A 26,203-nucleotide genomic window follows, 5' to 3' on the forward strand; every position below is an offset into this window, starting at 1 on the left:
TATTAGGGCGAGCATCTTGAAAATGAAGTTTTTTAGCAAATATTGTTTCATTCTTTTTCCCGTTCGTAATCGCAGGCCTTATCGCTGCATTTGATGACGATCTTATTTTTTAAGGCTTTTTCAACAAGGATCTTTGAACATTTTGGGCATTTTTCGGCTATTGGCCTGTCCCAAAAAGCGATCTTGCATTCGGGATAATTACTGCAGGAATAAAATACTTTACCGTGGCGAGTGCGCCTTACAAGTATCTCGCCGCTGCATCCTTCTCTCGTACAGCTGACACCAAGGCTTTTTGTTATGGCTTTTGTGAATTTGCATTTAGGAAAACCTGAACACGCGAGAAATTCGCCGAATCTCCCGTTCCTTATAACAACCGGCTGTCCGCATGTCGGGCATTTTTCATCGGTTGGTTTGTCTTTCTTGAGCGTTTCCATTTTCTCGTAAGCCCGTTCCAGGTCTTTTGCGAAAGGATCGTAGAATTCTTTCAAAACATCTACATAATTGAGCTTTCCTTCGACTATTTCGTCGAGCTCGTCTTCCATATGGGCCGTAAATTCATAATCCATGATATTTGGAAAATGTTTTTCCAAAAGGTTGGAGATTGTTTCTCCGAGTTCCGTTGGCTTAAAGATGCGGCTCTCGCGCGTAACATAGCCGCGCGTTTCGATCGTATAAAGTATCGGGGCGTAAGTCGATGGGCGGCCGATCCCTTTTTCTTCAAGTTCCTTGATAAGCGATGCTTCGCTATATCGGGGAGGCGGTTCCGTAAAATGCTGTTTTGGGTCAAGTTTATCGAGAATTAAAATATCGCCAACTTTTAGGTCGGGCAATATCGCTTCTTTATCGTCTTCTTTCTCATCTTTTGATTCTTCATAAAGCTTCATGAACCCGAAGAATTTGATTATGGAGCCTGTTGTGCGGAAGGCATGGCTTCCGGCCGAAATATCGATCGATGTTTGCTCAACTATCGCTTGGTTCATTTGGCAAGCCACAAATCTCATCCAGATCAAATTGTAAAGTTTGAATTGTTCCGGTGTTAAACTGTCCTTTATTGCTTGCGGGTTTCTCGCGGCAGAAGAAGGCCTGATCGCTTCGTGGGCATCCTGCGCAGATTTTTTTGTTTTAAAAACATTCGGTTTTTCGGGAAGGAACTCTTTCCCGAATTCTTTGGCGATATATTCCCGGACAGAGGAGAGGGCTTCATTCGCTATCCTTACCGAATCCGTCCTCATGTATGTAATAAGACCGACGTGCCCTTCTTTTTGCAGATCAACGCCTTCATAAAGCTGCTGCGCTATTGTCATTGTTTTTCTTGCGGAATATCCCAGCTTCCTTGCCGCTTCCTGCTGGAGGGTGGATGTGATAAAAGGCGCGCTCGGGTTGCGCTTCTGTTCTTTCTTTTTTACATCGGACACGGCAAAAGAAGCATTTTTGCATTCATTTGTTATTTTATCCGCCTCCGCCTGGTTTGGAATGGCATCTTTTGATAAATATTTCGCGACGATGGACGCTTCTTTTTTGTTGAGGTAGGCTTCTATGCTCCAATATTCCTGTGGAATAAAGGCCCGTATCTTTTTTTCTCTTTCAACTATTAGTTTTACCGCGACCGATTGTACTCGCCCCGCCGACAATCCCTTTCTGACTTTTTTCCAAAGCAGGGGGGATATCTTGTATCCAACAAGCCTGTCCAAAATGCGCCTGGCCTGCTGGGCGTCGACCCTCTTCATATCGATTGTCCTCGGGTTCTTGACCGCTTCTGTTACCGCTTCTTTGGTTATCTCGTGGAATTCGATCCTTTTGATCTTTTTTCCCGAATCCAGGATATCGGCAAGATGCCAGGCTATCGCTTCGCCTTCGCGGTCAGGGTCGGGGGCGAGGAATATTGTTGCGGCGGTTTTTGCGGCGGCTTTAAGGGAGTTTATTATTTTTGACTTGCCTTTTATCGTGACATAGGACGGCTTAAAATCGTGCTCGACGTCGACCCCGAGCTTTTTGCCCGGCAGGTCCATGACATGCCCACCGCAGGCAAGCACCGAATAATTTTTTCCAAGAAACTTTTCCAGGGTCTTTGCTTTCGCGGGCGATTCGACAATAACAAGGCTTTTCATATTTTTCGATGTTAGCACGTGTTGTTTTAGGATGTCAAATGCTATAACATATACATGTAATGACCAATGACCAATTACCAATGACCAATTTGCTGGAATTTTCACTGTCCGAACTTGAAAAAGAGCTGGGTTTGGCAAAATTTAGGGCAAAACAGATATATAAATGGGTACATAAGAAGCATGCACGTTCTTTTGGGGAAATGACCGACCTAGCAAAAGACTTAAGGGCCGAGCTTTCTCAAAAATACGAAATTTTTTACACTAAGATCATAAAAACATCAGCATCAAAAGATAAAACGAAGAAATATTTGTTAAAACTTCAAGACGGAAATCAGATCGAAACTGTTCATATGATAGAAGATAACAGGGCAACAGTGTGCGTTTCAACCCAAGTCGGCTGTAAATTTTCATGTAGATTCTGCGCGACCGGGAAAATGGGGCTCATCCGTAATTTAACTGTTCCGGAAATTCTTTCACAAATATATTTGTCGGACTGCGTGAATAATGTCGTTTTTATGGGCATGGGAGAGCCATTCCTCAATTTTGAAAATGTCTTAAAAAGCATTCATATATTGAATTCAAAAGATGGCATGGGGATCGGAGCCAGGAAAATAACCATTTCAACGGCAGGCGTTCCAAGCGGGATCAAAAATTTGGCCGAAGTCCCTCTTCAGGTGAGGCTTGCTGTGTCCTTGAATTCCGCGCGAAATGAAGTCCGGTCAAAAATAATGCCTATTAATAAAACGTATTCTCTCGATGAAGTACGGTCAGCTTTGGAATATTACCAAGATAAGACTGGAAGAAGAGTAACGCTTGAGTATGTAATGCTTGGCGGGATAAACGATTCGGATATTGATCTTCATGCCCTGATCGATTTCTGCCATGGGCTTAAAGTTAATGTAAATCTTATCCCTTTCAACGCCCATGATAAAACTTTTAAGCCTTCACCACGCGAAACGATCGAATATTTTTTGGATGCGCTAAAAGACAAGGGGATAGGATCGGTTAGAAGGATAAGCCGCGGCGCCGATATCAATGCCGCCTGCGGGCAGCTTGCGGTTTATAATGGTTAAGGATATAATCGCTTCATGAGGTTCGAGAAAATTGGGCTAATATTTAAATTTGGATTGTCACTTTCTCTTTTAATCATTGCTACAGCCTCCCTTCTCACTCTTTTTTTGATTTTTTCCGAACGCGTTAGAATAACAAGCGACTTAAAAGATAAAGGATATATTTTATCTAGAAATATCGCATACGGCAGCGAACGGGCAATTGTAAATAACGATGCCAATTATTTGCAAATAATGCTTAATGGGTTGAAAAATGAGAAAGACATTGTTTATGCGCAGATTGTCAATACAAAAGGAACCATCCTCGCGCAGATATCCGGCCTCCAAACTGTCCGTTCATCGGTCTTTAATATCGATGTTCCGATCGAATCAATTATTGCTCCAAAACTTTCAAAAAAGATACCAATTGGCCCGTGGTCTAAAACAAGCGACTTAAAACTTGTCGGGGAAGTAAAATTAGGGATATCATTGTCTAAAGTTGATGATGCAATGGCGCAAATTTCCCAGATAATATTCGGGATTACTTTAGGGGTTGTGATTTTTGGCGTATTAGGGGTATTTGTATTGACCAGGCTCTTTTTGGTCTCACCGCTCGAGAAGTTTGTTGTCGGTACAAAAAAAATAGCGGGCGGGGACCTTGATTACAAGATCAGGATCGAGAGCGTAGACGAGATCGGCGATCTTGCTCAATCATTCAACCAGATGACTTCCAATCTTAAAGTATCGAATAAAAAGATCGAGATGCACGCCAAAACCCTTGAAGACAAGGTCAAAGAAAGGACCTCCGAGCTCGAAGCCGCCCTGGAAGAGGTCAAAGCCGCCAATCAAAAGAAAACCGAGTTTTTATCCGTCATGTCCCATGAGCTCAAAACGCCCCTGACGCCTATCCAGGAATTTACGCTTATCCTTTTGGAAAAGATATTAGGGCCATTGAACGAAAAGCAGGAAGATGCGCTAAAAACCATAAAAAGGCAAAGCAAGCATTTGAATAATTTGATCGATGGGATATTGGACGTTGCGAGGCTGGAGACGGGCAAGACATTCGCCATTAAAAAAGAATTCGTATATTTGCCCGAGATCATCAAGGAAATCGAAGAAGCCTTTAGTTTTGACCTGCAAAAATTGAAATTGGCCCTGGAGCTTGACCTCCCGGCTGATGTGCCGACTATATACGCGGACCGGAGCGCATTGAGCAGGTTGATGCTCAATCTAGTTGGGAATTCAATGAAATTTACGCCTAAAGGCGGAAAGATTTCGATCAGAGTCAAAGGCGGCAAGGAATCGATCAATGCCTGCGTTATCGATAGCGGGATAGGCATTGCCGCGGAAAATATAAGCCGCATATTTGAAAAATTTTACCAGGTCGACAGTTCGTATACTAGGGAAGCCGGAGGCCTTGGGATGGGGCTTGCTATTGCGAAAGGGATAGTTGAGGCTCATCATGGTACGATCTTCGTGGAATCGAAAGGTTTGGGTTATGGGACGAAAGTGTGTTTTAATATCCCGGTTGCCCAAGAATAATAAGAGGAGGCCAACATGGCAAAAAAAATATTGGTTGTAGATGACGAGTCCCTGCTGGTTGAAATGATAAAAATGAGGCTTGAGGCAAATAGCTATGAAGTTGAATGCGCTTTTGACGGGGAAGAAGCGTATGCAAAGGCTATCGGGGGCAAGCCCGATCTCATTATCCTGGATCTGATGCTCCCTAAAATGGACGGTTTTGAAGTATGCAGGAAGATAAAATCCGATGAAGCTTTCAAAAAGATTCCCATAATCATGCTTTCCGCTCGGGCGCAGGATTCCGACAAACAAAAAGGGAAAGAAGTTGGCGGCGACGGTTACATCGTAAAACCTTTCGAATCCCAGGAGCTTCTTGATAAGATCAAAGGATTTCTGGGAAAATAAATAAAGATAATTAATGGCCTTTTTTGAGCCTGCGAATGAACTTCGCGGTTACAAAAAAGGAAGGAGACGTGAGGAAACCGCGACGCTTGTCCCGATTCCCACATCGGGATTTAGTCGCTGGTTTGCGAACTTAAAATCATATGAAGATCGCGTTGGCGCAAATAAATCCTATTGTCGGTGATATTCAAGGCAATACAAAAAAGATCACCGATTTTATTAATGAAGCAATAGTACAAGATGCCGATCTTGTTGTTTTTCCGGAGCTTGCGATCGTTGGATATCCTCCCGAAGATCTGCTTTTAAAACCACAATTTATAACTGACAACTTAGAGGCCCTTAAAGAGATCGCCGCATCATGCGGCAATCTCGCTTGTTATGTGGGGTTTGTCGATAAGAAAAATGACCAGATATTCAATGCTGGCGCATTTATTGTTGATAAAAAAATAAAAGAGATTTACCATAAAAATAATTTGCCCAATTATTCGGTATTTGATGAAAAAAGATATTTTACGGAGGGCGGTAAATCTTCGGTCATAAGTTTTAGGGGGTATAAAATAGGACTTTCAATATGCGAAGATATTTGGGTCGAGCGCGGGCCTTATTATGATGAAGCCAAAAAAGGCGCAAAGATAATTTTGAATATCAACGCTTCTCCTTATCACAGGGGAAAGATCAAAGAGCGCGAAAAACTCCTAAGATCAAGAGCCAAGGCTATAAAAGCATATACAATATATGTGAATATGGTTGGAGGGCAGGATGAGTTCGTATTTGACGGTGGAAGCATGGTTGTGAGCCCGGAAGGCGAGGCCGTTGCAGCGGCCAAACAGTTCAAAGAAGAACTTTTTATTTTCGACCTTGGCGGGAAAAAACAGAAAAATACATGGCTTGGCGATCATGATGAAGTTTATGAAGCCTTGTTATTGAATTTAAGGGATTATGCCAGGAAGAATAAGTTTTCCGATGTAATAATCGGCGTTTCGGGAGGGATAGATTCCGCTTTGACCTTGACTTTAGCTGTTGACGCATTGGGAAAAGATAAAGTCCATGCGGTTTATATGCCTTCCCCATATTCCGCAAGACAAAGCCTTGAAGATTCGCAAACGCTTTGCGCAAATCTGGGTTTAGAGCTAAAAGTTATCCCGATCAGCGGCATCTTTTCGACATATCTAAAAGAACTTGATCTTCATTTTGAAGGAAAACCCGCCAATATTGCAGAAGAGAATCTTCAAGCAAGGATCCGCGGCAATATCTTGATGGGCCTATCGAACAAATTCGGATATTTAGTATTAACAACCGGCAATAAGTCCGAAATGTCGACCGGCTATTGTACATTGTACGGCGATATGGCCGGGGGGTATTCTATGCTCAAGGATCTCCCAAAAACATTGGTTTATAAGCTTGTCGATTTCAGGAATAAAAAATCGGAAGCGATCCCAAATTCTATCATTGTGCGGCCGCCTACCGCCGAATTAAAACCTAACCAAACCGATCAAGACACGCTCCCAGATTATGATATCCTGGATCCCATCATGCAGGCTTATGTTGAAGAAAATAAAAGTATCAAACAAATTGCGGCAAAAGGATTTGATTCCGCCGTCGTAAAAAAAATAATTGCTATGATCGACAATTCCGAATACAAGCGCCGACAGTCGCCTCCCGGCCCCAAGATCACCCCGCGAGCGTTCGGCAAAGATTGGCGGCTACCGATAACGAACGGATATAAATCCTAAAAGCCACTTGACAATATCTACAAAATTGTATATCATGTTACAATAATGAAGGACATCAAAGCTACTGTTCTTGTAGAAATAAGCGATGTGTTGTCGTCCTCGCTCGATCTTGCCAAAACATTGAATTCCATTTTAAAAGTTCTATCCGATTCACTTGGCATGGAGCGCGGAACAATTACTCTTGTCGATCCTAAAACTTCCGAACTTCACATAGAAGTTGCGCATGGGCTCACAAACCAAGAAAAAGAAAGAGGCAAATATAAAATAGGAGAAGGGATCACGGGCAAGGTCGTTGAGACCGGGAAACCTATGATCATTCCTAATATCGAAGCTGAACCATCGTTTTTGGACAGGACGCAGGCAAGAAGGAATTTAAAAGAAAGAAAATTTGCTTTTCTTTGCGTTCCAATAAAGATCGGAAACAAGATCATCGGAGCTCTTTCGGTCGATCATTTATTTAAGTCGGATGTTTCTTTTGAAGAAGACATAAAACTGCTAACGATCATTGCTTCGATGGTCGGCCAAGCCGTCATGATCCGCGAAATGGCGGAAAAAGACAAGCAAGCGGTCGTTTCCGAAAATATAAAGCTTAAGCAGGAATTGAAAGGCAGATATAAATTCAAGAATATCATTTATAGCTCAAGCGTTATGGAATCCATGCTTGAAGGCGCGATGCAGGTTGCGGAGAGTTCGGCTACCGTCTTGATACTTGGCGAGTCGGGAACGGGTAAAGAGCTTGTCGCATCGGCTGTCCATTATTCAAGTCCCAGAGCCAATAAGCCCTTTATTAAAGTAGCTTGCGCCGCGTTACCGGAAAATCTTTTGGAATCGGAACTTTTCGGGTACGAAAGAGGAGCGTTTACGGGAGCTATGGAGCGAAAGATCGGCAGATTTGAAATGGCCGATAACGGGACGATATTTCTTGATGAAATAGGCGACTTAACGCTCTCAACTCAAGTTAAGCTTTTGAGAGTTGTTCAAGAAAAAGAGTTTGAAAGATTAGGCGGGACGCAGACGATAAAAGTTGACGTCAGAGTTGTCGCCGCAACTCATAGGGACCTTTCCGCAATGGTTAAAGATAGGAAATTCAGGGAAGATCTTTTTTATAGGATAAACGTTTTTCCTATTCACCTGCCGCCGCTTCGCGAAAGAAGAGAAGATCTCCCTGTTTTGATAGACCATTTTATCGGAAAATATAATAAAGAGAACAAGAAAAAGATAAAAGGAATAAATAGGGCGGCCCTAGATGTCCTTATGGCTTATTCATGGCCCGGAAATATCAGGGAGCTTGAAAATGCAATTGAGCGCGCTGTAGTATTGAGCAAGAAGGATGTTATTACCCCAACTGAAATACCGCAAAATATCCAAACGACTAAAGATATTGGAGCGGCTTCGGCTGGGGCAACGCTTCCTGAAATTGTTGAAGCGATCGAGAAGCAAAAAATAGAAGAAGCTTTAAAGAATTTTAAGACACAGAGAAATGCCGCGCGCGCATTGGGAATAACCGAGAGAATGCTTGGCTATAAAATAAAGATCTATAACATCTCCGCCTGATACAAAAATGTATATACATACAATATTGTAATTAACTTGACTAATACCCCTCGTAAATATCTGGTATTATAATTGCTCCTACTAGCCCATAATGGGAAAAAGGAGCGCTTTATGAAAGTAAAAATCGTCGCTATGTCTCTTTGTTTCTATGTCGCTATGTCGCTTTGTCTCATTGTTTCAGCGGGGGCGACGCCGTCGACGACTTATTGGACGCCATGCGTCTACGATGTCCAAGGTTACGGTGTGTGGCACATTGGTATAGACAACTATTTTACGGCATTAACAAAGTTCACCGAAACTCCGGGCGCGGGAGCATTTCCTACCGATGTCGGCTTGACGGTCGGCGTACTTCCAGGGGATAAGATCCAGGCCGAAGTCGGGATCGATTATATGGAACCGTTAAACGACCCGTTCTTCCTGAACGGAAAAATAGGAATGCCTGAAGGCGCTCTTTTTTCTGGATCTCCGGCCGTGAACCTCGGTATATTTAACGTCGGCTTGAACCAAGCGACATCCGGGCAGAACATTATCCATCTTGTCCTTGGAAAAGATCTTGGCGCGGCAGGCAGGATACATGCGTGCCCGTATTACACAGGGAACTTCAGCTCGCTCGGGTTAGGGACAGACAATTCCGGCTGGATGCTTGGATATGATAAAGGGTTTGCGCCAGTTAAGGATTCTTCCGGCGAATACAACAGGATTGTTTTTGCGGCAGACTATTCTTCTGGCAATAATGCTTTAGGCGGCGGCGGCTTCGGCCTTTATTATTTCTTTAATAAAACAATTAGCTTGTTAACAGGCCCCGTGTTCTTTAACAGCACTGCGCTGAACGGCAAGTGGAAATGGACGACCCAGTTGGATATCAACATATAAAAGGAGGCGAGTAAAATGGATCTAGCAGGTTTGGGAAATTCAATAAATATGGTCTGGCTTCTGGTAACCGGATTCTTGGTAATGTTCATGCAGGCAGGGTTTGCTCTGGTCGAAGTTGGAATGACGCGCATCAAGAACGCGAACCATACGATGCTTATGAACATGATGATCTACGCGATAGGGATATTAGGTTTTTTTACTCTAGGGTTTGGTTTGATGTTTGGCGGTATTGGGGCCCTTTCGACTCTTGGCGTTGGTCCTGAAATCTTAAGCCGAGAGTTTACGATCAGCCTTTTTGGTAAAAGTTTCGGCTTGTTCGGCATGACAGGCTTTGCACTGTCCGGGATAACCAGCATGGGAGTTATTGGGTTCTTTTTATTCCAGATGGTATTCATGGATACGACGGCAACAATTCCTACCGGCGCTATGGCCGAGAGATGGAAATGGAAAGCTTTCGTGATATATGGATTTTTCGTTTCCGCGATCCTTTATCCTATTTATGGTAACTGGGTATGGGGCGGAGGCTGGCTTTCACAGCTTGGGGCGAATTTTGGATTCGGCCATGGCTTGGTCGATTTTGCGGGATCATCAGTCGTCCATATGGTGGGAGGAGTTTGCGCAATGGCTGGAGCTTTAGTTCTTGGCGCGAGGATCGGTAAATTTAGAAAAGACGGAACGCCGGTTGCGATCCCAGGCCACAACATTCCAATGGCAATACTAGGTACATTCATCTTAGCTTTTGGATGGTTCGGTTTTAATCCTGGAAGCACACTTTCGGGAACGGACCCAAGAATTGCAATAATCGCCGTGAACACGATGCTTGCTTCAGCTTCGGGTGCTTTTCTTGCTATGCTTTATACATGGTGGCAGCAGGGAAGACCGGATCCTGGCATGTGCGCCAACGGAATGTTAGCTGGACTTGTCGCAATAACGGCTCCTTGCGCCTTTGTAAGTCCGTTATCTTCATTAATAATAGGCGCTATTGCCGGTGTACTTGTTTGCTTGAGCGTTTGGTTTGTCGAATGGAAGTTAAAACTCGATGATCCAGTCGGCGCGGTTTCTGTGCACGGCGCAAATGGGTTGTGGGGAATGATAAGCCTTGGTATTTTTGCCAATGGCACATACGGAGATGGGTTGAATGGCATAAAAGGAAATGTTTCAGGGCTTTTACATGGCGATCCCGGACAATTGGTATCGCAGATCATAGGTGTTATTGCTTGTTTCATATTCGTTTATAGCCTTTCATATATCTTCTTTAAGGTACAAGATGCAATGATGGGGATCAGAGTAACACCTGAAGAAGAAGTGCTTGGTTTGGATCGCGCAGAAATGACGTCGATCGCTTATCCAAGAGATGTGATGTAAAGGAGACTACCATGAAAAAAATAGAATGTTTCATAAGGCCCGAAAAATTGGAAGAAGTTAAAAGCGCCCTGACTTCGGCCGGAGTTGTCGGATTGACAGTATCGGAAGTTTTTGGCGCGGGTAGGCAGAAGGGATTTGTCGAAAAATATAGGGTCAGCGAAAAGACCGTTAATCTCCTGCCAAAGATCAAAATCGAGATCTATGTTTTAGACCAGGATGTCGATAAATTGATCAAGATCTTGGTTGCGGCCGCAAAAACCGGCCAAGTAGGCGATGGCAAGATATTTGTCCTGGATTCGGTCGAAAGGGTTGTAAGGATCAGGACCGAAGAAGAGAACGAAAAAGCGATCTAAACTATGGGGGGGCTGTCCTTGTTAACTTTATTGCTAACACCTTCAAAGGGCAGCCTCTTCAATATTGTAACTAATTGGCCAATAAAATACAATAATGTATGATTTTGCCTAACATTCTCTTGGCTGAATAATTGCTACAATATGGGCATAGGAAGGTGTTAGTTATGATAAATACCGGAGATACCGCTTGGGTTTTGATCTCGACCGCTCTTGTAATAATGATGACCCCCGCTCTTGCATTCTTTTACGGAGGTATGGTCAGAAAAAAGAACCTGCTTTCAACTTTGATGCTGTCCGTTGTGATCTTGTGCCTAATTTCTATACAATGGGTATTGTACGGCTATACTTTAGCTTTTGGAAATGATCACGCAGGATTAATTGGCGGACTTCAATGGTTAGGACTTATGGGTGTAGGCCAAGCTCCAAATGCCGCATATGCCGCAACAATCCCGCATCTCGCATTTATGGTTTTCCAAATGGCTTTCGCAGTCATTACTCCAGCTCTAATAACTGGAGCTTTTGTTGAAAGAATAAATTTCTCGGGATTTTTGGTATTTACATTACTTTGGTCAACATTTATATATGATCCGGTTGCCCACTGGGTATGGGGTGTTGGCGGATGGCTTAGGAATCTTGGAGCGCTTGATTTCGCTGGAGGAACTGTTGTCCATATTACCGCCGGTGTCACGGCTCTTGCTATCGCTATGGTTATCGGAAAAAGACGAGGATACGGAAAGTTTCCTATGGAGCCTTCAAATATTCCATTAACAATTCTTGGAGCATTTCTACTATGGTTTGGATGGTTCGGGTTTAACGGTGGATCGGCTCTCTCATGCGGTGGATTAGCTGCATCAGCTTTTGTTGTAACGACAATTGCTGCAGCGGCGGCTGGTCTCACTTGGACGATAGTTAGCTGGATCCATAAAAGACCTAGTGTTCTAGGTTTGGCTACCGGTGCGGTAGTTGGGCTTGTTGCGATAACCCCGGCGTCGGGATTTGTTAGCCCCCTTTCTTCTATAGTAATAGGAACCGTTGCCGCGTTGATCTCTTATTATGCAATTTTGATCAGGACAAAGTCCGGGCTTGACGATTCATTGGATGTATTTGCCTGCCACGGAATGGGGGGGATGGTTGGAGCATTACTCACCGGACTATTTGCCGAAAAGGCGATCAATCCTGCCGGAGCTAACGGATTGTTCTTTGGAAATCCGGCCCAGTTTGGGATACAAGCTCTGACAGTATTAGTTGTGGCTTCTTTCTCATTTATTGTAAGTTTTATTCTGGCAAAGATCGTTGATGCGATATTTTCATTAAGGGCAAGAGTGGAAGAAGAAGAGGTTGGGCTCGATATCAGCCAGCACGGCGAATCCGCTTTTAGTTAATAAGGGGGAGAATATTATGGGGTTAAAAAAAATAGAAGCGATTATTAGAGTTGAAAAACTTGAAGAAATTAAAAATGCTCTTGAGGAGAAAGGTTTCATTGGGATGACTTTGACCGATGTAAAAGGCAGAGGGAACCAGAAAGGCATTTTGCTTGAATGGCGTGCCGGAGAATATAGGGTGGAGTTTCTTCCAAAATTAAAGATCGAGCTTGTTGTCGATGAATCAAGCGTTGAAACAGTTGTTTCGATCATATCCGATACCGCAAGGACCGGACGAGCTGGAGACGGAAAGATATTTACATCACCGGTTGACGAAGTTGTGAGGGTCAGGACCGGCGAAAAAGGTAGATCGGTTCTATAATACATATTTGTATAATAATTAGGCAAACGCTAATTATTTAATACAAAAATGTAGATTAGTTGATGTTTTGTGTGCTATAAAATTAGGCTTAATAATGCCTAAAAATAAAGCATAATGGGCATTGGTGTCTTCTTGGCAAGTTAATTGCTGCCATTCCTTTTGAAGGAAGGTGTTAGCAATGATCAATAGCGGCGATACCGCGTGGGTGCTCATTTCAACTGCTCTTGTGATCCTCATGACCCCGGCTCTCGGATTTTTCTACGGCGGCATGGTCAGAAAGAAGAATCTTTTGTCAACCATCATGCTATCGATCACTATGCTCGCCATGATCTCGGTACAATGGATACTTTATGGATATACAATTGCGTTCGGTCCTGATCGCGGAGGGATAATAGGAGGCCTTGATTGGCTGGGCCTAGCTCATGTAACGGGCGCTCCCTATGCGGCTTATGCTCCGGGAATACCTCATCTTGCTTTTATGATGTTTCAATTAGCTTTTGCTGTAATTACTCCCGCCCTTATTACGGGTGCTTTTGTCGAGAGAATTAATTTCTCGGGTTTTTTGGTTTTTACGCTTCTTTGGTCAACGTTCGTCTATGCGCCTGTTGCGCATTGGGTATGGGGGATTGGCGGATGGATGAGAAATATGGGTGTCCTTGATTTTGCCGGCGGCGCCGTAGTGCATATTACGGCGGGTATTTCGGCGCTCGCTGTCGCATTGGTCATTGGAAAAAGAAAAGGTTATGGAAAAGTCCCAATGGAACCATCCAATATTCCTCTTACTGTTCTTGGTGCGTTTCTTTTATGGTTCGGTTGGTTTGGGTTTAACGGTGGATCGGCGCTTTCAGCTGGTGCGATCGCAACCCAAGCAATTGTCGCGACAAATGCCGCAGGAGCTGCCGCGGCGCTTACTTGGATGATAATCTCTTGGAGCCACAAACGTCCTTCTGCGCTCGGTTTTTCTACCGGAGCAATTGCCGGCCTTGCCGCAGTAACCCCTGCTTCAGGTTTTGTTAGCCCCCTTTCTGCTTTGATGATAGGAGTTGTAGCGGCAATATTTTCATACTACATGATAATCTTCAGGATGAAGATCGGTTTCGACGAATCTCTTGATGTTTTTGCTTGCCATGGGATAGGCGGTATGTGGGGGATCATTGCAACAGGTCTTTTCGCCGAAAAAGCATTGAATCCCGCAGGCGCCAATGGGCTTTTCTTTGGGAATATAACGCAATTCAAGATCCAATTAATAGCTGTTGCGGTAATAGCCATATTCTCATTTGCGGCGACCTATATTTTAGCAAAAATTGTTGATACAATGTTTTTATTGCGGGCAAAAGACAACGAAGAAGATGTTGGCCTCGATATCGCCCAGCATGGGGAGTCGGTGTACTAATATGAAAAAGATCGAAGCGATAATCAGGGTTGAAAAACTTGAAGAAGTAAAAAATGCGCTCGAAGAAAAAGGCATTATCGGGATGACAGTTACCGAGGTTAAAGGACGTGGTACGCAAAAAGGGATACTACTTGAATGGCGTGCAGGCGAATATAGGGTAGAGTTCCTTCCAAAATTAAAAGTTGAAGTTGTTGTGAAGGAATCCGATGCGGACGCAGTTGTAAAAGCGATAGCCGATGCCGCAAGAACAGGCCGCGCGGGTGACGGAAAAATATTTATTTCGACTATTGAAGCTGTAGTAAGGGTCAGGACGGGCGAAAGCGGACAAACGGCTCTTTAAACTACAAAATTGTCAATATTATGCTAAAATATTTAGCATTCAATAGTGGCATATTAATTGCTATATCATATTAATTGCTATATTTTAAATAGATATCGACAAATAAAGGAGAATGATAAAAATGGCAAAAACGGCGAGCCAGATATTCGGAGAGCTCACATTCAGCAAAAAGGTGATGAAAGAAAAATTAAGCAAAGAAGTCTATGCAAAGCTGGTTTCGACTTTGGATAGGGGCGCCTCATTGGACGAAACGATCGCAGGCGATGTTGCCCATGCAATGAAAGAATGGGCGATAGAAAATGGCGCAACGCATTTTACCCATTGGTTCCAGCCGCAGCGCGGCGGCACAGCCGAAAAGCATGATGCATTTCTAAGCTACGGAAAAGATGGGGATATGATCGAACGTTTCAGCGCAAAGCAGTTGATACAATCCGAGCCTGATGCGTCAAGTTTCCCGTCAGGCGGCATCAGATCAACATTCGAAGCCAGAGGATATACAGCTTGGGATCCTACAAGCCCGGCATTTTTGCTTGAAGCAGGCAATACAAAGACTTTGGTTATTCCCACGGTTTATTTATCTTGGACAGGTGAAGTTCTTGATCTCAAAGCTCCCCTCCTTCGTTCAATGAAAGCTTTGACCGAATCAGCGATCAAACTTCAGAAATTGTTAGGCAACAATTCGGTTAAAAAGATCAATGTTTACGGCGGGCCCGAACAAGAATATTTCTTGGTATCAAAAGAGCTCTACGAATCACGCCCGGATCTTCGCATAACCGGCAGGACGCTTTTTGGCGCGGCTCCCGCAAAAGGCCAACAGCTCGAAGACCATTACTTTGGTGCGATCAAAGACAAAGTTATGATGTTCATGGAGGATTTTGATAACGAGCTTTATAGGCATGGCATCCCTTCAAAGACCAGGCATAATGAGGTTTCGCCCAACCAATTTGAAATAGCTCCTCTTTATGAAGAAGCTAATTTGGCGATCGATCACAATCTCCAGCTTATGACGATCATCCAAAAAGTTGCCGATAAGCACGGAATGGTTGCGATATTATATGAAAAACCATTTGCTGGTGTTAATGGATCTGGCAAGCATTTCAACTGGTCAATGGGGGATGAGGTTACAAATTACCTGGAACCGTCGGATTCACCGATCAAGAACATCAATTTCCTTCTAACACTGGGAGCAATACTTCTTGGGGTGAACAAATTCGGTGGACTTCTTCGTGCGGCAGTTGCTGACGCAGGGAACGATCACCGTTTAGGTGCAAACGAAGCTCCTCCGGCCATCATGTCTGTTTATCTTGGCGAGCATCTTGCGGGGCTCATGGATGAGATCGAGGGCATCGGATCAAAAGTTAACGAAAAGAGCTTGGCGCACATTACATTAGGAGTCAAAAATTTGCCTAAAGTAGCCAAGGATACTTCCGACAGGAATAGAACCTCTCCAGTAGCTTTTACGGGCAATAAATTCGAATTCCGCGCTGTTGGTTCGTCGCAGAACTGCTCGGAAGCCGCGACAACGCTTAATTTGCTGGTAGCTTACGGATATGACGAGATAGTAAAGAAGCTGACGGCTAAAAAAGGCGGGAACGTAAAAGAAAATGCGATCCTTGTTTTGAAAGACGTCCTAAAAGAAACAAAGAAAGTGCGTTTTGAAGGCAACAATTATTCCGAAGCATGGCACAAAGAAGCGGCAAAGAGGGGATTGCCTAATGCAAAGAATACTCCCGATGCACTTGATCTTATGCTCGAAAAAGAAGTTGCCGAACTTTTTGAGAAATACGGAGTACTTTCAAAGAGAGAGCTCCATTCAAAAGTGGAGATCAAAATTGATGCTTACATCAAGCTAAAGGACGTCGAGCTTAAAGCCGGATTAAATATTGCCAGAACTTTAATATTGCCAGCCGTTCTCTCCCAGATCTCGATGTTAGGAGACGCAAAGGCGGCTTCAAAATCAACAGCAATTTCCGCAGATCTTAAAATTGCGGCTTCTCTATATTCCGATATCCAATCCGCGATAAAGAGCCTAGAAAAAGCGATAGTTGTTTGCGAGAAAGAAGAGAATCTTGATAAAAAAGCAAAACTATACGCTAAGAATGGGGCAAATGCGCTGAATGATCTCCGCGAGAGCGTCGATCGCGCAGAAACAATAGTCGCCGACGGATTCTGGCCGATGGCTAAATATCAGGAGCTTTTAACGATCTTGTAATAATGAGACTAGTTAGGAACCTGCAAGTGAACCCTGCCTGCCGGTAGGCACGGCTCGCGGTTTCTGAGTTGCTAACCAGTCTCAAAATACTTCCCCTCCACTCGGGTGAAATTTTTAAATTCCCTGCCGATAATATATTGTAGGGGTTTTAACCCCGGATGTAAAGTAAAAACGAGGGAGAAAAAATGAGAATTACCAATCTTCAAAACATACTTTCGAGCTGCAAAGTTCGGCATCGTTTGACAGATTTGAATGCTTTAGGGCGGTTTAACCATGAAAGAGCCGCTGAAGTTTTGAAAAGAAAATCTCTTTATAGAGCTTTTTCAGATCTGGGGATGTCCTCGTCGTTTGGCACTCCTTCATATAATACAGGTTTAAGTGGTTTTATTAGGGCTGAAGATTGCGATAATGCGAATAATGAAAGAGAAGTACAAAGGATGTTCGATCGATTCGATGGAATGCGAAAAAAAAGTGACGCAACTTCCCCTCAAATTGATATTTCAACATTGCTTCGCCATGGAAACATTGGCATTCCCGATGAGGTGGAGATAAAGTCCGCAGCAAAATTATTGCAAATAATTTCATGTTTTGAGATGGATGAGCAAAATATAGCAATGATGATGCTTAGCCTGCAGGCAGATCTTGGCGAGTTATCGGATGATACGCGCCTTGTTCCCTTATGTTTAATAACAGAAAAAGTTTTTCCTGAAGAATTCGGCAGATCGGAGCTATCACGCTATTTTGATGGATATTTTAGGGCCCAAAGCGACAAATTGTTCGATAATATTGCAACAAAGCGCGGAGACTTCGCCGGTTTGGGAAATGTTTTGGACGCAATGCGGGCAATTAAAAGGGAATTATTTTGTCCAAGAGAAGAGGCGATTTATGCTTATAATAATTCACCTTTACCGATCGGATCAGGGCAAACCATATCCCAGCCCGAGATCGTTGCCATTATGACTGCTTTGCTTGATCTGCACGGGACGGAACGTGTTCTTGAGATCGGGACCGGATCAGGCTACCAGGCGGCTGTACTATCGCGGCTGGCGCGGGAAGTTTATACGATCGAAAGGTTTCCCGGACTCGCGGAAAAGGCAAAAATAGTTTTAAAACAAATAGGGGCAGACAATGTTGCCGTAATAGTCGGCAATGGAATATCGGGTTCGATCGAGAAGGCTCCCTTTGACCGAATACTTGTAACCGCAATGGCCGACCATATTCCGGAGGCCCTCCTTGGCCAGCTAAAGGAGGGAGGTCGAATGGTAATACCTGTTGCAAAACAAAAAGGCGGCAACTTTGGCATGCTTAACATGATCGATCGCCGCGGCGGGGAAATATTGGTCAAGGAAATATTATTATGTGCTTTTGTCGAGCTGGTGAATGAAGGGTAGCCTTCGCGACCTGTCCGGCGGAGTTCGGGCGAAGGAGGATTGCGGGGCTTTTTTTGAAAATTTATTGCCGCCTAGGCATGCTTGCCGGTTCTGCTGTAGTAATTTTTGGCTTCATCATGAATGAACGACCAATCGAAATCGACCAGTTTAACCAGGATATGAGACGCATAATTGTTCTTGACGTTTTTGGTGAATTCCGCCTCGAAAAGATTTCCGCCGAAACCTTTTAACTCCTTGAACATAAGACACCTCCTGAATAAGATAAAACAATTATAGCAAACGAGAAAAAGCCGGAAATTCAAGCAGGAGAGAAGCCAATAGAAGTTGGCAAAATTTCAACAAAGATTTCAAAAAATATTTTTATCGCAATGACAAGATTATTTATCGGCTTTTAAGCTGAATTAGAATAGGGCTTGAGCTCAGTGGGCTTGACAAGTTATAATGCTATTAGCAAAAGGGCACGAGGAAACCGCGACGCTTGTCCCGATTCCCACATCGGGATTTAGTCGCAGGTTTCCGAGTTGCTAACTGGTCTCAATTAGTACCAATTGGAGGATATCCATGACAAAAGTTAAAATTAAGGATATTTATAAATTTATCTTAAAAGTCTTCCCTAGTACGCCAAACGGGGATTTGTTGGTTGATGTAGAAAATGGCAACAAAATAATATTATCTTCGCCTAATAAAGGTGGTATTGTCAGCAAAACATCCGGTATTTTAAAAATAAAGACTAATGGCATTCAATTTGAAAACAAATTGCGCCGTTCGGCGAAGAAACGTTTAAAAAGGGAAGTTTCAAAATAAGTAATGCTTATTGATACCAATATTATTATCGACCATCTTCGTGGAGAAGAAAAAGCTTCAGCACTTCTTTCAAAAATAGAAAATGGGATAATAAAAGGGTATATCTCTACGATAGTTGAAGCAGAGGTCTTGTCCGGTTTCCATCTAAATGCAAGAAAAGTCGAAGAAATTAATAAACTATTAAGCATATTTCAGAGAATTGAAATTGATTCTGAAATTGCTCAAATAGGAGCAGAGTTTAGGCGCAAATATAGATGCGATTTAATAGATGGCTTGATCGCCGCATGCGCTTGGAAAATGGGAGTAGAGTTGGTTACAAGAAATATCCGCCACTTTATTAACATAAAAGAAATTTCTCTGCATCATTTGGATTAGAAGTTTTATCTATGCAATATAATAATTTTCCAAAAAAACAAGGCCTTTACGATCCCTCATACGAACATGACAGCTGTGGAGTCGGGTTTTTATGCGATATAAAGGGCAAAAAATCGAACGCAACGGTTTTACAATCCCTTGAGGCATTAAGACGGCTTGCTCATCGCGGGGCTACCGGAGCCGACCCAAAAACTGGCGATGGAGCAGGTATTTTGCTTCAAATCCCTCATGATTTCTTAGTCCACGAATGTTCTAAGTTAAAGATCGATCTTCCTCAAAGCGGATCTTACGGCACAGGAACTATTTTCTTTCCAAAAGATAAAAAAGACAGGGAATTTTGCAAAGATGTGTTCAAGAAAGCCATCGAAGCCGCAGGGCAGAAGCTTTTAGGTTACAGGGACGTTCCTCTTGATAACTCGGTAATTGGCGAAACTGCAAAGCTTACAGAGCCTGTAATTGAGCAAATCTTTATTGGGAAAGGTCCCTCGACTTCGCTCGGGGTAAACTCCGATGCAGAAAATGAACAATTGGATTTTGGACGAAAGCTCTATGTAATTCGTAAAGAAGTCGAAACAACGATCCGAAATTCTAGCACCAAACAGAAGTTATTTTTCTATATTACAAATATTTCTTCAAGAACTATGCTTTATAAAGGATTACTCATGCCGGATCAGGTCGAAAACTTCTTTCTTGACCTGAAAGACCCAAGAATTGTTTCAGCTTTATGCCTTGTCCACTCCCGTTATAGTACAAATACGTTTCCAACATGGGACCTGGCCCAGCCATTCAGATTTCTTGCCCATAACGGCGAAATAAATACTCTTCGCGGGAATATTAATTGGATGAGAGCTCGCGAAGGGCTTCTAAAGAGTGAAATGTTCGGATCCGACATCGAAAAATTGAAACCCATTATTGTTCCGGGCGGATCGGATTCTGCCGCGATCGATAATGCCTTGGAATTATTGATCTTGTCAGGACGAAGTTTGCCGCATTCAATGATGATGCTTATCCCCGGTGCTTGGGAGCAGAACAAACTGATGGATGAAGGGTTGAAGGATTTTTATAAATTTCATGCTTGCTTTATGGAGCCATGGGACGGTCCAGCCGCTATGGCTTTTACCGATGGTACAAGAATAGGGGCTTTACTTGATAGGAACGGATTGCGTCCAGCAAGATACCTGATCACAAAAGATGATAAAGTCTTGATGGCTTCCGAGCTTGGCGTTTTGGACATCGATCCAAAAAATATAAAAGTTTCGGGCCGTCTCGAGCCTGGTAAGATCTTCTTTATCGACACGGAAGAAGGCCGCATTGTAAATGACCATGAAGTCAAGAAAACAATGTCGGAGAGAAAGCCTTACAGGAAATGGCTTACTGATAATTTAGTGGATCTTGACCAACTCACCCCATCCCTCGCTTCGTTCGGGTTTCCCCCTCTCTTAATAAGAGAGGGGGATAAAAGGGGTGAGTTATTAACCGAATTGAGTGCTTTCGGCTACACGAGGGAAGACTTAAAGATCGTGATTAAACCTATGGCTGAAACCGGGAAAGAGCCTATTGGATCGATGGGGAATGATACCCCGATCTCGGTGCTTTCAAAACATTCGCAAAGCCTTTACTCGTACTTTAAGCAATTATTCGCGCAGGTTACAAATCCACCGATCGATCCTATCCGTGAAGAATGCGTAATGGGGCTTGATAGTTTTGTCGGGTCCCAAAAGAATATTCTCGATGAGACCCCGGAGCATTGCCAAAAATTATACGTAAAGCATCCGATATTGACAAATGACGACCTAAATAAAATTGTTGATATCAATATAAATGGATTTAAGACAAAAATCATCTCGATCTTGTTCCCAATAAATGACAAGAATAATTTGGTCAAAGCATTGGATAATATTTGTACCGATGCTGTTAAAGCGATAAAAGATGGTTATTCTTTCATAGTTTTATCCGATAGGGGAGTCGGCAAAGAGAAAGCCGCGATACCCGCATTGCTTGCGGTTGGCGCAGTCCATCAGCATTTGATTAAAAATGCGATGCGTACACAGATCGGCATAATTCTTGAATCCGGCGAACCTCGAGAGGTCCATCATTTTGGCGTTCTGTTCGGATTTGGAGCCGACTGCATCAATCCTTATTTGGCTTATGAAGTTGTCGAATATTTGATAACCGATAAACAATTAGATATTGATCCGGATATTGCATTGAAGAACTATCGCAAATCAATTGATGCCGGCATGCTTAAGATCCTCTCAAAAATGGGAATTTCAACTTTGCAAAGTTATCGTGGAGCTCAAATATTTGAAGCGCTTGGAATATCCGACGAAGTAATCGAAAAATGCTTTACAGGGACGACTTCTCGCATAGGCGGCGTAACGTTTGAAACAATAGCAATAGAAATTTTAGAAAAACATCGAATTGCATATCCAAAAAGGGAAGAAAGCGGAAGAATTCTTCCTCCGGGAGGCCTATATCAATTCCGCCGCGACGGCGAATTCCATCTTTGGAACCCGGAAAGCATCTCCGCGATCCAGGATGCCGCGAAAAAAAATGATCACGCAAGGTATAAAGAATTTGCAGCTCTTATAAACGATCAATCTAAGAATCCGACAACTATCAGGGGCGTATTGAAGTTTAAGAAGACAAACCCAATTCTGATTGAGTCCGTTGAGCCTATTGGATCTATTTTAAAACGTTTTGTAACAGGGGCCATGAGCTTTGGCTCTATCAGCCGCGGTGCGCATGAAACTTTAGCCATTGCCATGAACCATATCCATGGCAGGTCAAATACAGGCGAAGGAGGGGAAGACCCTGCAAGGTTCGCCGACAATAGAAGGTCTGCTGTCAAGCAAGTAGCTTCCGGCCGTTTTGGCGTCACTACTAACTATTTGGTTAATGCAGATGAGATACAAATAAAGATGGCGCAGGGAGCTAAGCCTGGCGAGGGCGGACAGCTTCCCGGCCATAAGGTTTCTGCGATCATAGCAAAAACTCGATACACGACGCAAGGGGTTACTTTAATATCTCCTCCGCCGCACCATGATATTTATTCGATTGAAGACTTGGCACAACTGATATTCGATCTAAAAAATGTCAATCCAAGAGCCATGATTTCAGTAAAACTTGTATCCGAGATCGGGGTTGGAACTGTTGCCGCCGGTGTCGCTAAAGGCCATGCCGATATGATCTTGGTTTCAGGCGGTGATGGAGGAACAGGGGCATCTCCAATAAGCTCAATTAAACATGCCGGGCTTCCCTGGGAGCTTGGGATATCGGAAACCCATCAAACATTGGTATTAAATGATCTGCGATCCCGTGTCAGGCTCCAAACCGATGGCCAAATGAGGACAGGGCGAGATGTGGCTATCGCCGCGATACTTGGCGCCGAAGAATACGGTTTTTGTACGGCTGCACTGATCGTTATGGGATGCGTAATGCTGCGCCACTGCCATTTAAACAACTGTTCAGTTGGAGTTGCGACCCAAGACGATATCTTGGAAGCAAAATTTGCAGGGAATCCGGATCACGTTGTAAATTATTTCACTTTCATAGCTTCAGAATTGAGGGAAATAATGGCAAGCCTTGGAATTTCTAAGATCGACGATCTTGTGGGGCGCGTTGACCTGCTTGAAACAAATACGGGCATTTTATCTTGGAAATCAAAAGATATCGATCTTTCAAAGGTCCTTTATAAGCCGGAAATCCAAAATAATGTCGGGATCTATCGCACAAAAGAACAGGATCACGGCATTGACAATGTATTGGACAGGAAATTGATCAAAATTTCTAAACCTGCATTGAACAGCAGGAAGGCGGTCTTGGAAGAACTTAAGATACAAAACGTCAACAGGACCACGGGCGCTATGCTTTCCGGTGAAATCTGCAAGCGTTTTGGCGAATCGGGTCTTCCGGATGATACTATTAAATTTAAATTCAATGGTGTTGCGGGACAAAGTTTTGGCGCATTTTTGGCTAAAGGCGCGACTTTTGAACTCGAGGGCTTTGCGAACGATTATGTCGGCAAAGGGATATCCGGAGGAAAAGTTATTATTTATCCCGATAAGAACACCGGCTACAAGCCCGATGAAAATATTTTGATCGGCAATACTGCATTTTACGGCGCAATAAATGGCGAAGCATATATTAAAGGCGTTGCGGGCGAGAGATTCTGCATCAGGAATTCCGGCCTTAATGGCGTCGTTGAAGGCGTTGGTGACCATGGATGCGAATATATGACCGGCGGGCACATTGTAATATTGGGCGCGACCGGACGCAATTTCGGCGCAGGGATGTCCGGCGGCGTCGCTTATGTTTATGATCTAGACAAAAAATTCAAGGACAGGTGCAATTTCGAGATGATAGAACTGCAGGAATTGGACGAAAGGGACCGCGTCGTCCTATACGACCTATTGAGAAAGCATCATTTGAACACGAATTCTCTGAAGGCGAAGTATATACTGGATAATTTGGACAAAGAAATAAAGAAATTCGTTAAAGTAATGCCCATCGAATATAAAAGGCTTTTAGAACAGAAAAAACTTGAAGAAAAATTAGCGCTAGACCAAGGAGCAGACTAATGGTTGGGGATCCAAGAGGATTTTTAAAAAACAAAAGGATCGCATCGGAATACCGTCCGGTTTGCGAACGCGTAAAAGATTATAAACAGGTCTTTGTATTAAGGCCCGATGAAGTGACGCGCGAGCAAGCTCGCCGCTGTATGGATTGCGGAACGCCCTTTTGCCATTCAGGATGTCCTATAGGCAATATTATCCCCGAATGGAATGAATTTATATATCACAATCAGTGGCAAAAAGCATTCGATATGCTTAATTCGACAAACAATCTTCCTGAAATTACCGGCCGTGTATGTCCTGCGCCATGTGAATATGCATGTGTATTAGGCATTAACAATGATCCGGTAACAATTCGTGAAAATGAGCTTGGAATAATCGAACATGCATTCAAGGAAGGCCTAATTAAAGCAAATCCGCCAAAAGTCCGCACAGGGAAATCAGTTGCTGTCGTAGGATCCGGTCCTGCTGGCCTTTCATGCGCCGCACAGCTAAATAGCGCAGGACATAAAATCACCGTTTTTGAAAGAGATGAGCAACTCGGCGGCATTATGCGCTATGGTATCCCTGATTTCAAACTCGAAAAGAGTGTCTTAGACCGAAGAATTGATATTTGGAAGCAGGAAGGCATTGAATTTAAGACAAACACTAATATTGGGAAAGATATTCCTGCAGAAAAGCTTACAAAAGAATTTGATGCCGTGTGTTTAACAGGCGGCGCGAAATTTCCAAGAGACCTTGCAATAGAAGGACGAAATCTTAAAGGCATTTATTTCGCCATGGAATATTTAACCCAATCAAACAAACTTATTGCTGGTGCAAATATAACAGATCCGATTTCTGCAAAGGGAAAGAGTGTTGTAGTTATAGGCGGCGGCGATACGGGATCTGATTGTGTCGGAACAGCAAATAGGCAGGGAGCTTCATGCGTTGTTCAAATTGAATTAATGCCTATGCCTTCAAAAGATAGGACTGAAAACTTCACATGGCCTAAATATCCTTTAATTCTAAAGACTTCTTCAAGCCACGAAGAAGGTGTTACCCGAAAGTGGTCAATTATGACAAAGTCATTTAAGGGTCAAGGCCATGCCTACCGGCAGGCAGGGTCAAGGGTAATGGGGCTTGAATGTATGCAAGTCGATGAAAAATTGAAAGAGATACCAGGGACAGAATTTGAGATCAAAGCTGATCTCGTTTTTCTTGCTTTGGGTTTCTTGGGGCCTGAAAAAACAGGAATGATAACCGAGCTTAGGCTGGAACTCGATCCAAGGTCAAATATTAAGACCGATGCTAATTATATGACATCGCGCAAAGGCGTGTTCTCGGCAGGAGATATGCGCCGTGGACAATCGCTAATTGTTTGGGCGATATCTGAAGGGCGCAAGGCCGCGCGGTTAATCGATGAATACTTGGTCGGCGATTCAACTCTGCCTATAATGTAGAAGTCCCGTTGAAATTTTCAAATTTTTCTCAAGATATACTAATATGCTTACTGTTTTACATGTAAATACGGCATCCGCCTTAAGGATGAGCGAAACTTTATTCGAGGCTCTGGCTCCGAAAGTATCGCTGAGGTTCAGGCCATTGCTCAATCCTTATCATCCGCTCCAGACAAAGCTTCGTGAAATAATGCCCGGCGCATATATCCATAGTTTATGCGTTGGGTCTGCCGCGGCAATAGCCGCAAGCCACATTGGCGCAAATGCAGATCTTGCAAGATGCATCGGGATTTACCATGATACGGGAAAGCTCGCTAATCCGGATTTTTTTGCAGGCGCAGTTTCCGGCGACAGGCTTCAGGCTCTAACAATAAAGGACAAGCAAGAATTGGCATTATTGCTCCTTCATCCATGGAATTCAGCCAGAATTCTTGGCCAATATCAGGGGTTTCCTCCCAAGGTTTTGGAAGGTGTTGAACAGCATCACGGCCGCATGCGGACGTATGCCAATATTGGCGCTGCATTATTGGGAACAATAACAGAGCCCGACCTGCATTACCCGGGGACTCTGCCAACAACCAAAGAAGCGGCCCTTGTGATGATAGCCGATAACTCGGAAGCGTATCTTGCCAAATTGTACAGGGATAATAGGATACCAAATGATCCTACCAGGAAATTCTTTCGAGGTGTTGTCCATAAGGTTATACTTGATTTGATGGGGACAAATCAATTTTCCAACAGCCATCTTACAATACCTGAGATCGAAAAAGCCGAAGGCATTATAATGTGGTTCTTTTATCGGTATTACAACGGCCTTCCCATAGACCACACCCCAGACCAGTTCCGCAAGCACGACCGCTCTGCGTAGCAGCGCCTCTAAGGCGCTGAAATTATAGCAAACGACCGAGCCTAAGAGGCTCGGCTACGCGGAGTAAGTAATCCTTTTTCTGCAGGCCATGATATAATTCTTACAA

21 protein-coding genes are annotated in these 26,203 nt (G+C 43.6%); 19 read left to right on the forward strand and 2 right to left on the reverse strand.

Annotated features, from left to right (window positions below):
• Nucleotides 1-47: 47 nt before the first annotated feature.
• The gene (gene topA, locus HZC34_00535; GenBank protein ID MBI5700322.1) at nucleotides 48-2,108 is read right to left on the reverse strand and encodes a type I DNA topoisomerase; all 2,061 of its coding nucleotides are present in this window, start codon (nucleotides 2,106-2,108) and stop codon (nucleotides 48-50) included.
• Nucleotides 2,109-2,167: 59 nt separating this feature from the next.
• Between topA and rlmN the strand changes: the two genes are divergently transcribed.
• From rlmN to HZC34_00605, 14 genes are all read left to right on the forward strand, one after another.
• The gene (gene rlmN, locus HZC34_00540; protein MBI5700323.1) at nucleotides 2,168-3,181 is read left to right on the forward strand and encodes a 23S rRNA (adenine(2503)-C(2))-methyltransferase RlmN; all 1,014 of its coding nucleotides are present in this window, start codon (nucleotides 2,168-2,170) and stop codon (nucleotides 3,179-3,181) included.
• 15 nt (nucleotides 3,182-3,196) lie between these two features.
• Nucleotides 3,197-4,699: a HAMP domain-containing histidine kinase gene (locus HZC34_00545; protein ID MBI5700324.1), complete on the forward strand. Its 1,503-nt coding sequence runs from the start codon at nucleotides 3,197-3,199 to the stop codon at nucleotides 4,697-4,699.
• 15 nt (nucleotides 4,700-4,714) lie between these two features.
• Nucleotides 4,715-5,083, forward strand: a complete 369-nt coding sequence (locus HZC34_00550; GenBank protein ID MBI5700325.1) for a response regulator — start codon at nucleotides 4,715-4,717, stop codon at nucleotides 5,081-5,083.
• Nucleotides 5,084-5,223: 140 nt separating this feature from the next.
• On the forward strand, nucleotides 5,224-6,813 hold the full coding sequence (locus HZC34_00555; GenBank protein MBI5700326.1) for an NAD+ synthase: 1,590 nt from the start codon (nucleotides 5,224-5,226) through the stop codon (nucleotides 6,811-6,813).
• 45 nt (nucleotides 6,814-6,858) lie between these two features.
• On the forward strand, nucleotides 6,859-8,367 hold the full coding sequence (locus HZC34_00560; protein ID MBI5700327.1) for a sigma 54-interacting transcriptional regulator: 1,509 nt from the start codon (nucleotides 6,859-6,861) through the stop codon (nucleotides 8,365-8,367).
• A gap of 111 nt (nucleotides 8,368-8,478) precedes the next feature.
• The gene (locus HZC34_00565) at nucleotides 8,479-9,240 is read left to right on the forward strand and encodes a hypothetical protein (protein MBI5700328.1); all 762 of its coding nucleotides are present in this window, start codon (nucleotides 8,479-8,481) and stop codon (nucleotides 9,238-9,240) included.
• A gap of 15 nt (nucleotides 9,241-9,255) precedes the next feature.
• Nucleotides 9,256-10,605 carry an ammonium transporter gene (locus tag HZC34_00570; GenBank protein MBI5700329.1) on the forward strand — a complete coding sequence of 450 codons (1,350 nt, stop codon included), beginning with the start codon at nucleotides 9,256-9,258 and terminating at the stop codon, nucleotides 10,603-10,605.
• Between the two features lie 11 nt (nucleotides 10,606-10,616).
• Nucleotides 10,617-10,958, forward strand: coding sequence for a P-II family nitrogen regulator (locus HZC34_00575; protein MBI5700330.1), 342 nt, complete (start codon nucleotides 10,617-10,619; stop codon nucleotides 10,956-10,958).
• 164 nt (nucleotides 10,959-11,122) lie between these two features.
• Nucleotides 11,123-12,340 (forward strand): ammonium transporter, encoded by a 1,218-nt coding sequence (locus tag HZC34_00580; GenBank protein MBI5700331.1) that lies wholly within the window; start codon nucleotides 11,123-11,125, stop codon nucleotides 12,338-12,340.
• A 16-nt stretch (nucleotides 12,341-12,356) separates the two neighbouring features.
• Nucleotides 12,357-12,701: a P-II family nitrogen regulator gene (locus HZC34_00585; protein MBI5700332.1), complete on the forward strand. Its 345-nt coding sequence runs from the start codon at nucleotides 12,357-12,359 to the stop codon at nucleotides 12,699-12,701.
• A 178-nt stretch (nucleotides 12,702-12,879) separates the two neighbouring features.
• Nucleotides 12,880-14,094 (forward strand): ammonium transporter, encoded by a 1,215-nt coding sequence (locus HZC34_00590; GenBank protein ID MBI5700333.1) that lies wholly within the window; start codon nucleotides 12,880-12,882, stop codon nucleotides 14,092-14,094.
• A gap of 1 nt (nucleotide 14,095) precedes the next feature.
• Nucleotides 14,096-14,434 (forward strand): P-II family nitrogen regulator, encoded by a 339-nt coding sequence (locus HZC34_00595; GenBank protein MBI5700334.1) that lies wholly within the window; start codon nucleotides 14,096-14,098, stop codon nucleotides 14,432-14,434.
• Nucleotides 14,435-14,555: 121 nt separating this feature from the next.
• Nucleotides 14,556-16,646, forward strand: a complete 2,091-nt coding sequence (locus HZC34_00600) for a glutamine synthetase III (protein MBI5700335.1) — start codon at nucleotides 14,556-14,558, stop codon at nucleotides 16,644-16,646.
• 620 nt (nucleotides 16,647-17,266) lie between these two features.
• Nucleotides 17,267-18,037 (forward strand): protein-L-isoaspartate(D-aspartate) O-methyltransferase, encoded by a 771-nt coding sequence (locus tag HZC34_00605; protein MBI5700336.1) that lies wholly within the window; start codon nucleotides 17,267-17,269, stop codon nucleotides 18,035-18,037.
• 71 nt (nucleotides 18,038-18,108) lie between these two features.
• Here the strand turns inward: HZC34_00605 and HZC34_00610 are convergent, their stop codons facing one another.
• Nucleotides 18,109-18,279, reverse strand: a complete 171-nt coding sequence (locus HZC34_00610) for a hypothetical protein (protein MBI5700337.1) — start codon at nucleotides 18,277-18,279, stop codon at nucleotides 18,109-18,111.
• Nucleotides 18,280-18,598: 319 nt separating this feature from the next.
• Between HZC34_00610 and HZC34_00615 the strand changes: the two genes are divergently transcribed.
• From HZC34_00615 to HZC34_00635, 5 genes are read left to right on the forward strand one after another with little or no spacing between them, the layout of a single operon-like run.
• Nucleotides 18,599-18,841, forward strand: coding sequence for a hypothetical protein (locus tag HZC34_00615; protein ID MBI5700338.1), 243 nt, complete (start codon nucleotides 18,599-18,601; stop codon nucleotides 18,839-18,841).
• Between the two features lie 3 nt (nucleotides 18,842-18,844).
• Nucleotides 18,845-19,216: a type II toxin-antitoxin system VapC family toxin gene (locus HZC34_00620; GenBank protein ID MBI5700339.1), complete on the forward strand. Its 372-nt coding sequence runs from the start codon at nucleotides 18,845-18,847 to the stop codon at nucleotides 19,214-19,216.
• 11 nt (nucleotides 19,217-19,227) lie between these two features.
• Nucleotides 19,228-23,796: a glutamate synthase large subunit gene (gene gltB, locus HZC34_00625; protein ID MBI5700340.1), complete on the forward strand. Its 4,569-nt coding sequence runs from the start codon at nucleotides 19,228-19,230 to the stop codon at nucleotides 23,794-23,796.
• On the forward strand, nucleotides 23,796-25,232 hold the full coding sequence (locus HZC34_00630) for a glutamate synthase subunit beta (GenBank protein ID MBI5700341.1): 1,437 nt from the start codon (nucleotides 23,796-23,798) through the stop codon (nucleotides 25,230-25,232). The genes gltB and HZC34_00630 overlap by 1 nt, the downstream gene beginning before the upstream one ends.
• Before the next feature lie 43 nt (nucleotides 25,233-25,275).
• The gene (locus tag HZC34_00635) at nucleotides 25,276-26,097 is read left to right on the forward strand and encodes an HD domain-containing protein (GenBank protein ID MBI5700342.1); all 822 of its coding nucleotides are present in this window, start codon (nucleotides 25,276-25,278) and stop codon (nucleotides 26,095-26,097) included.
• The last annotated feature ends 106 nt before the right edge of the window (nucleotides 26,098-26,203 follow it).

This window comes from Candidatus Saganbacteria bacterium (assembly GCA_016223245.1).
Lineage (GTDB): Bacteria > Margulisbacteria > WOR-1 > XYC2-FULL-46-14 > XYC2-FULL-37-10 > JACRPL01.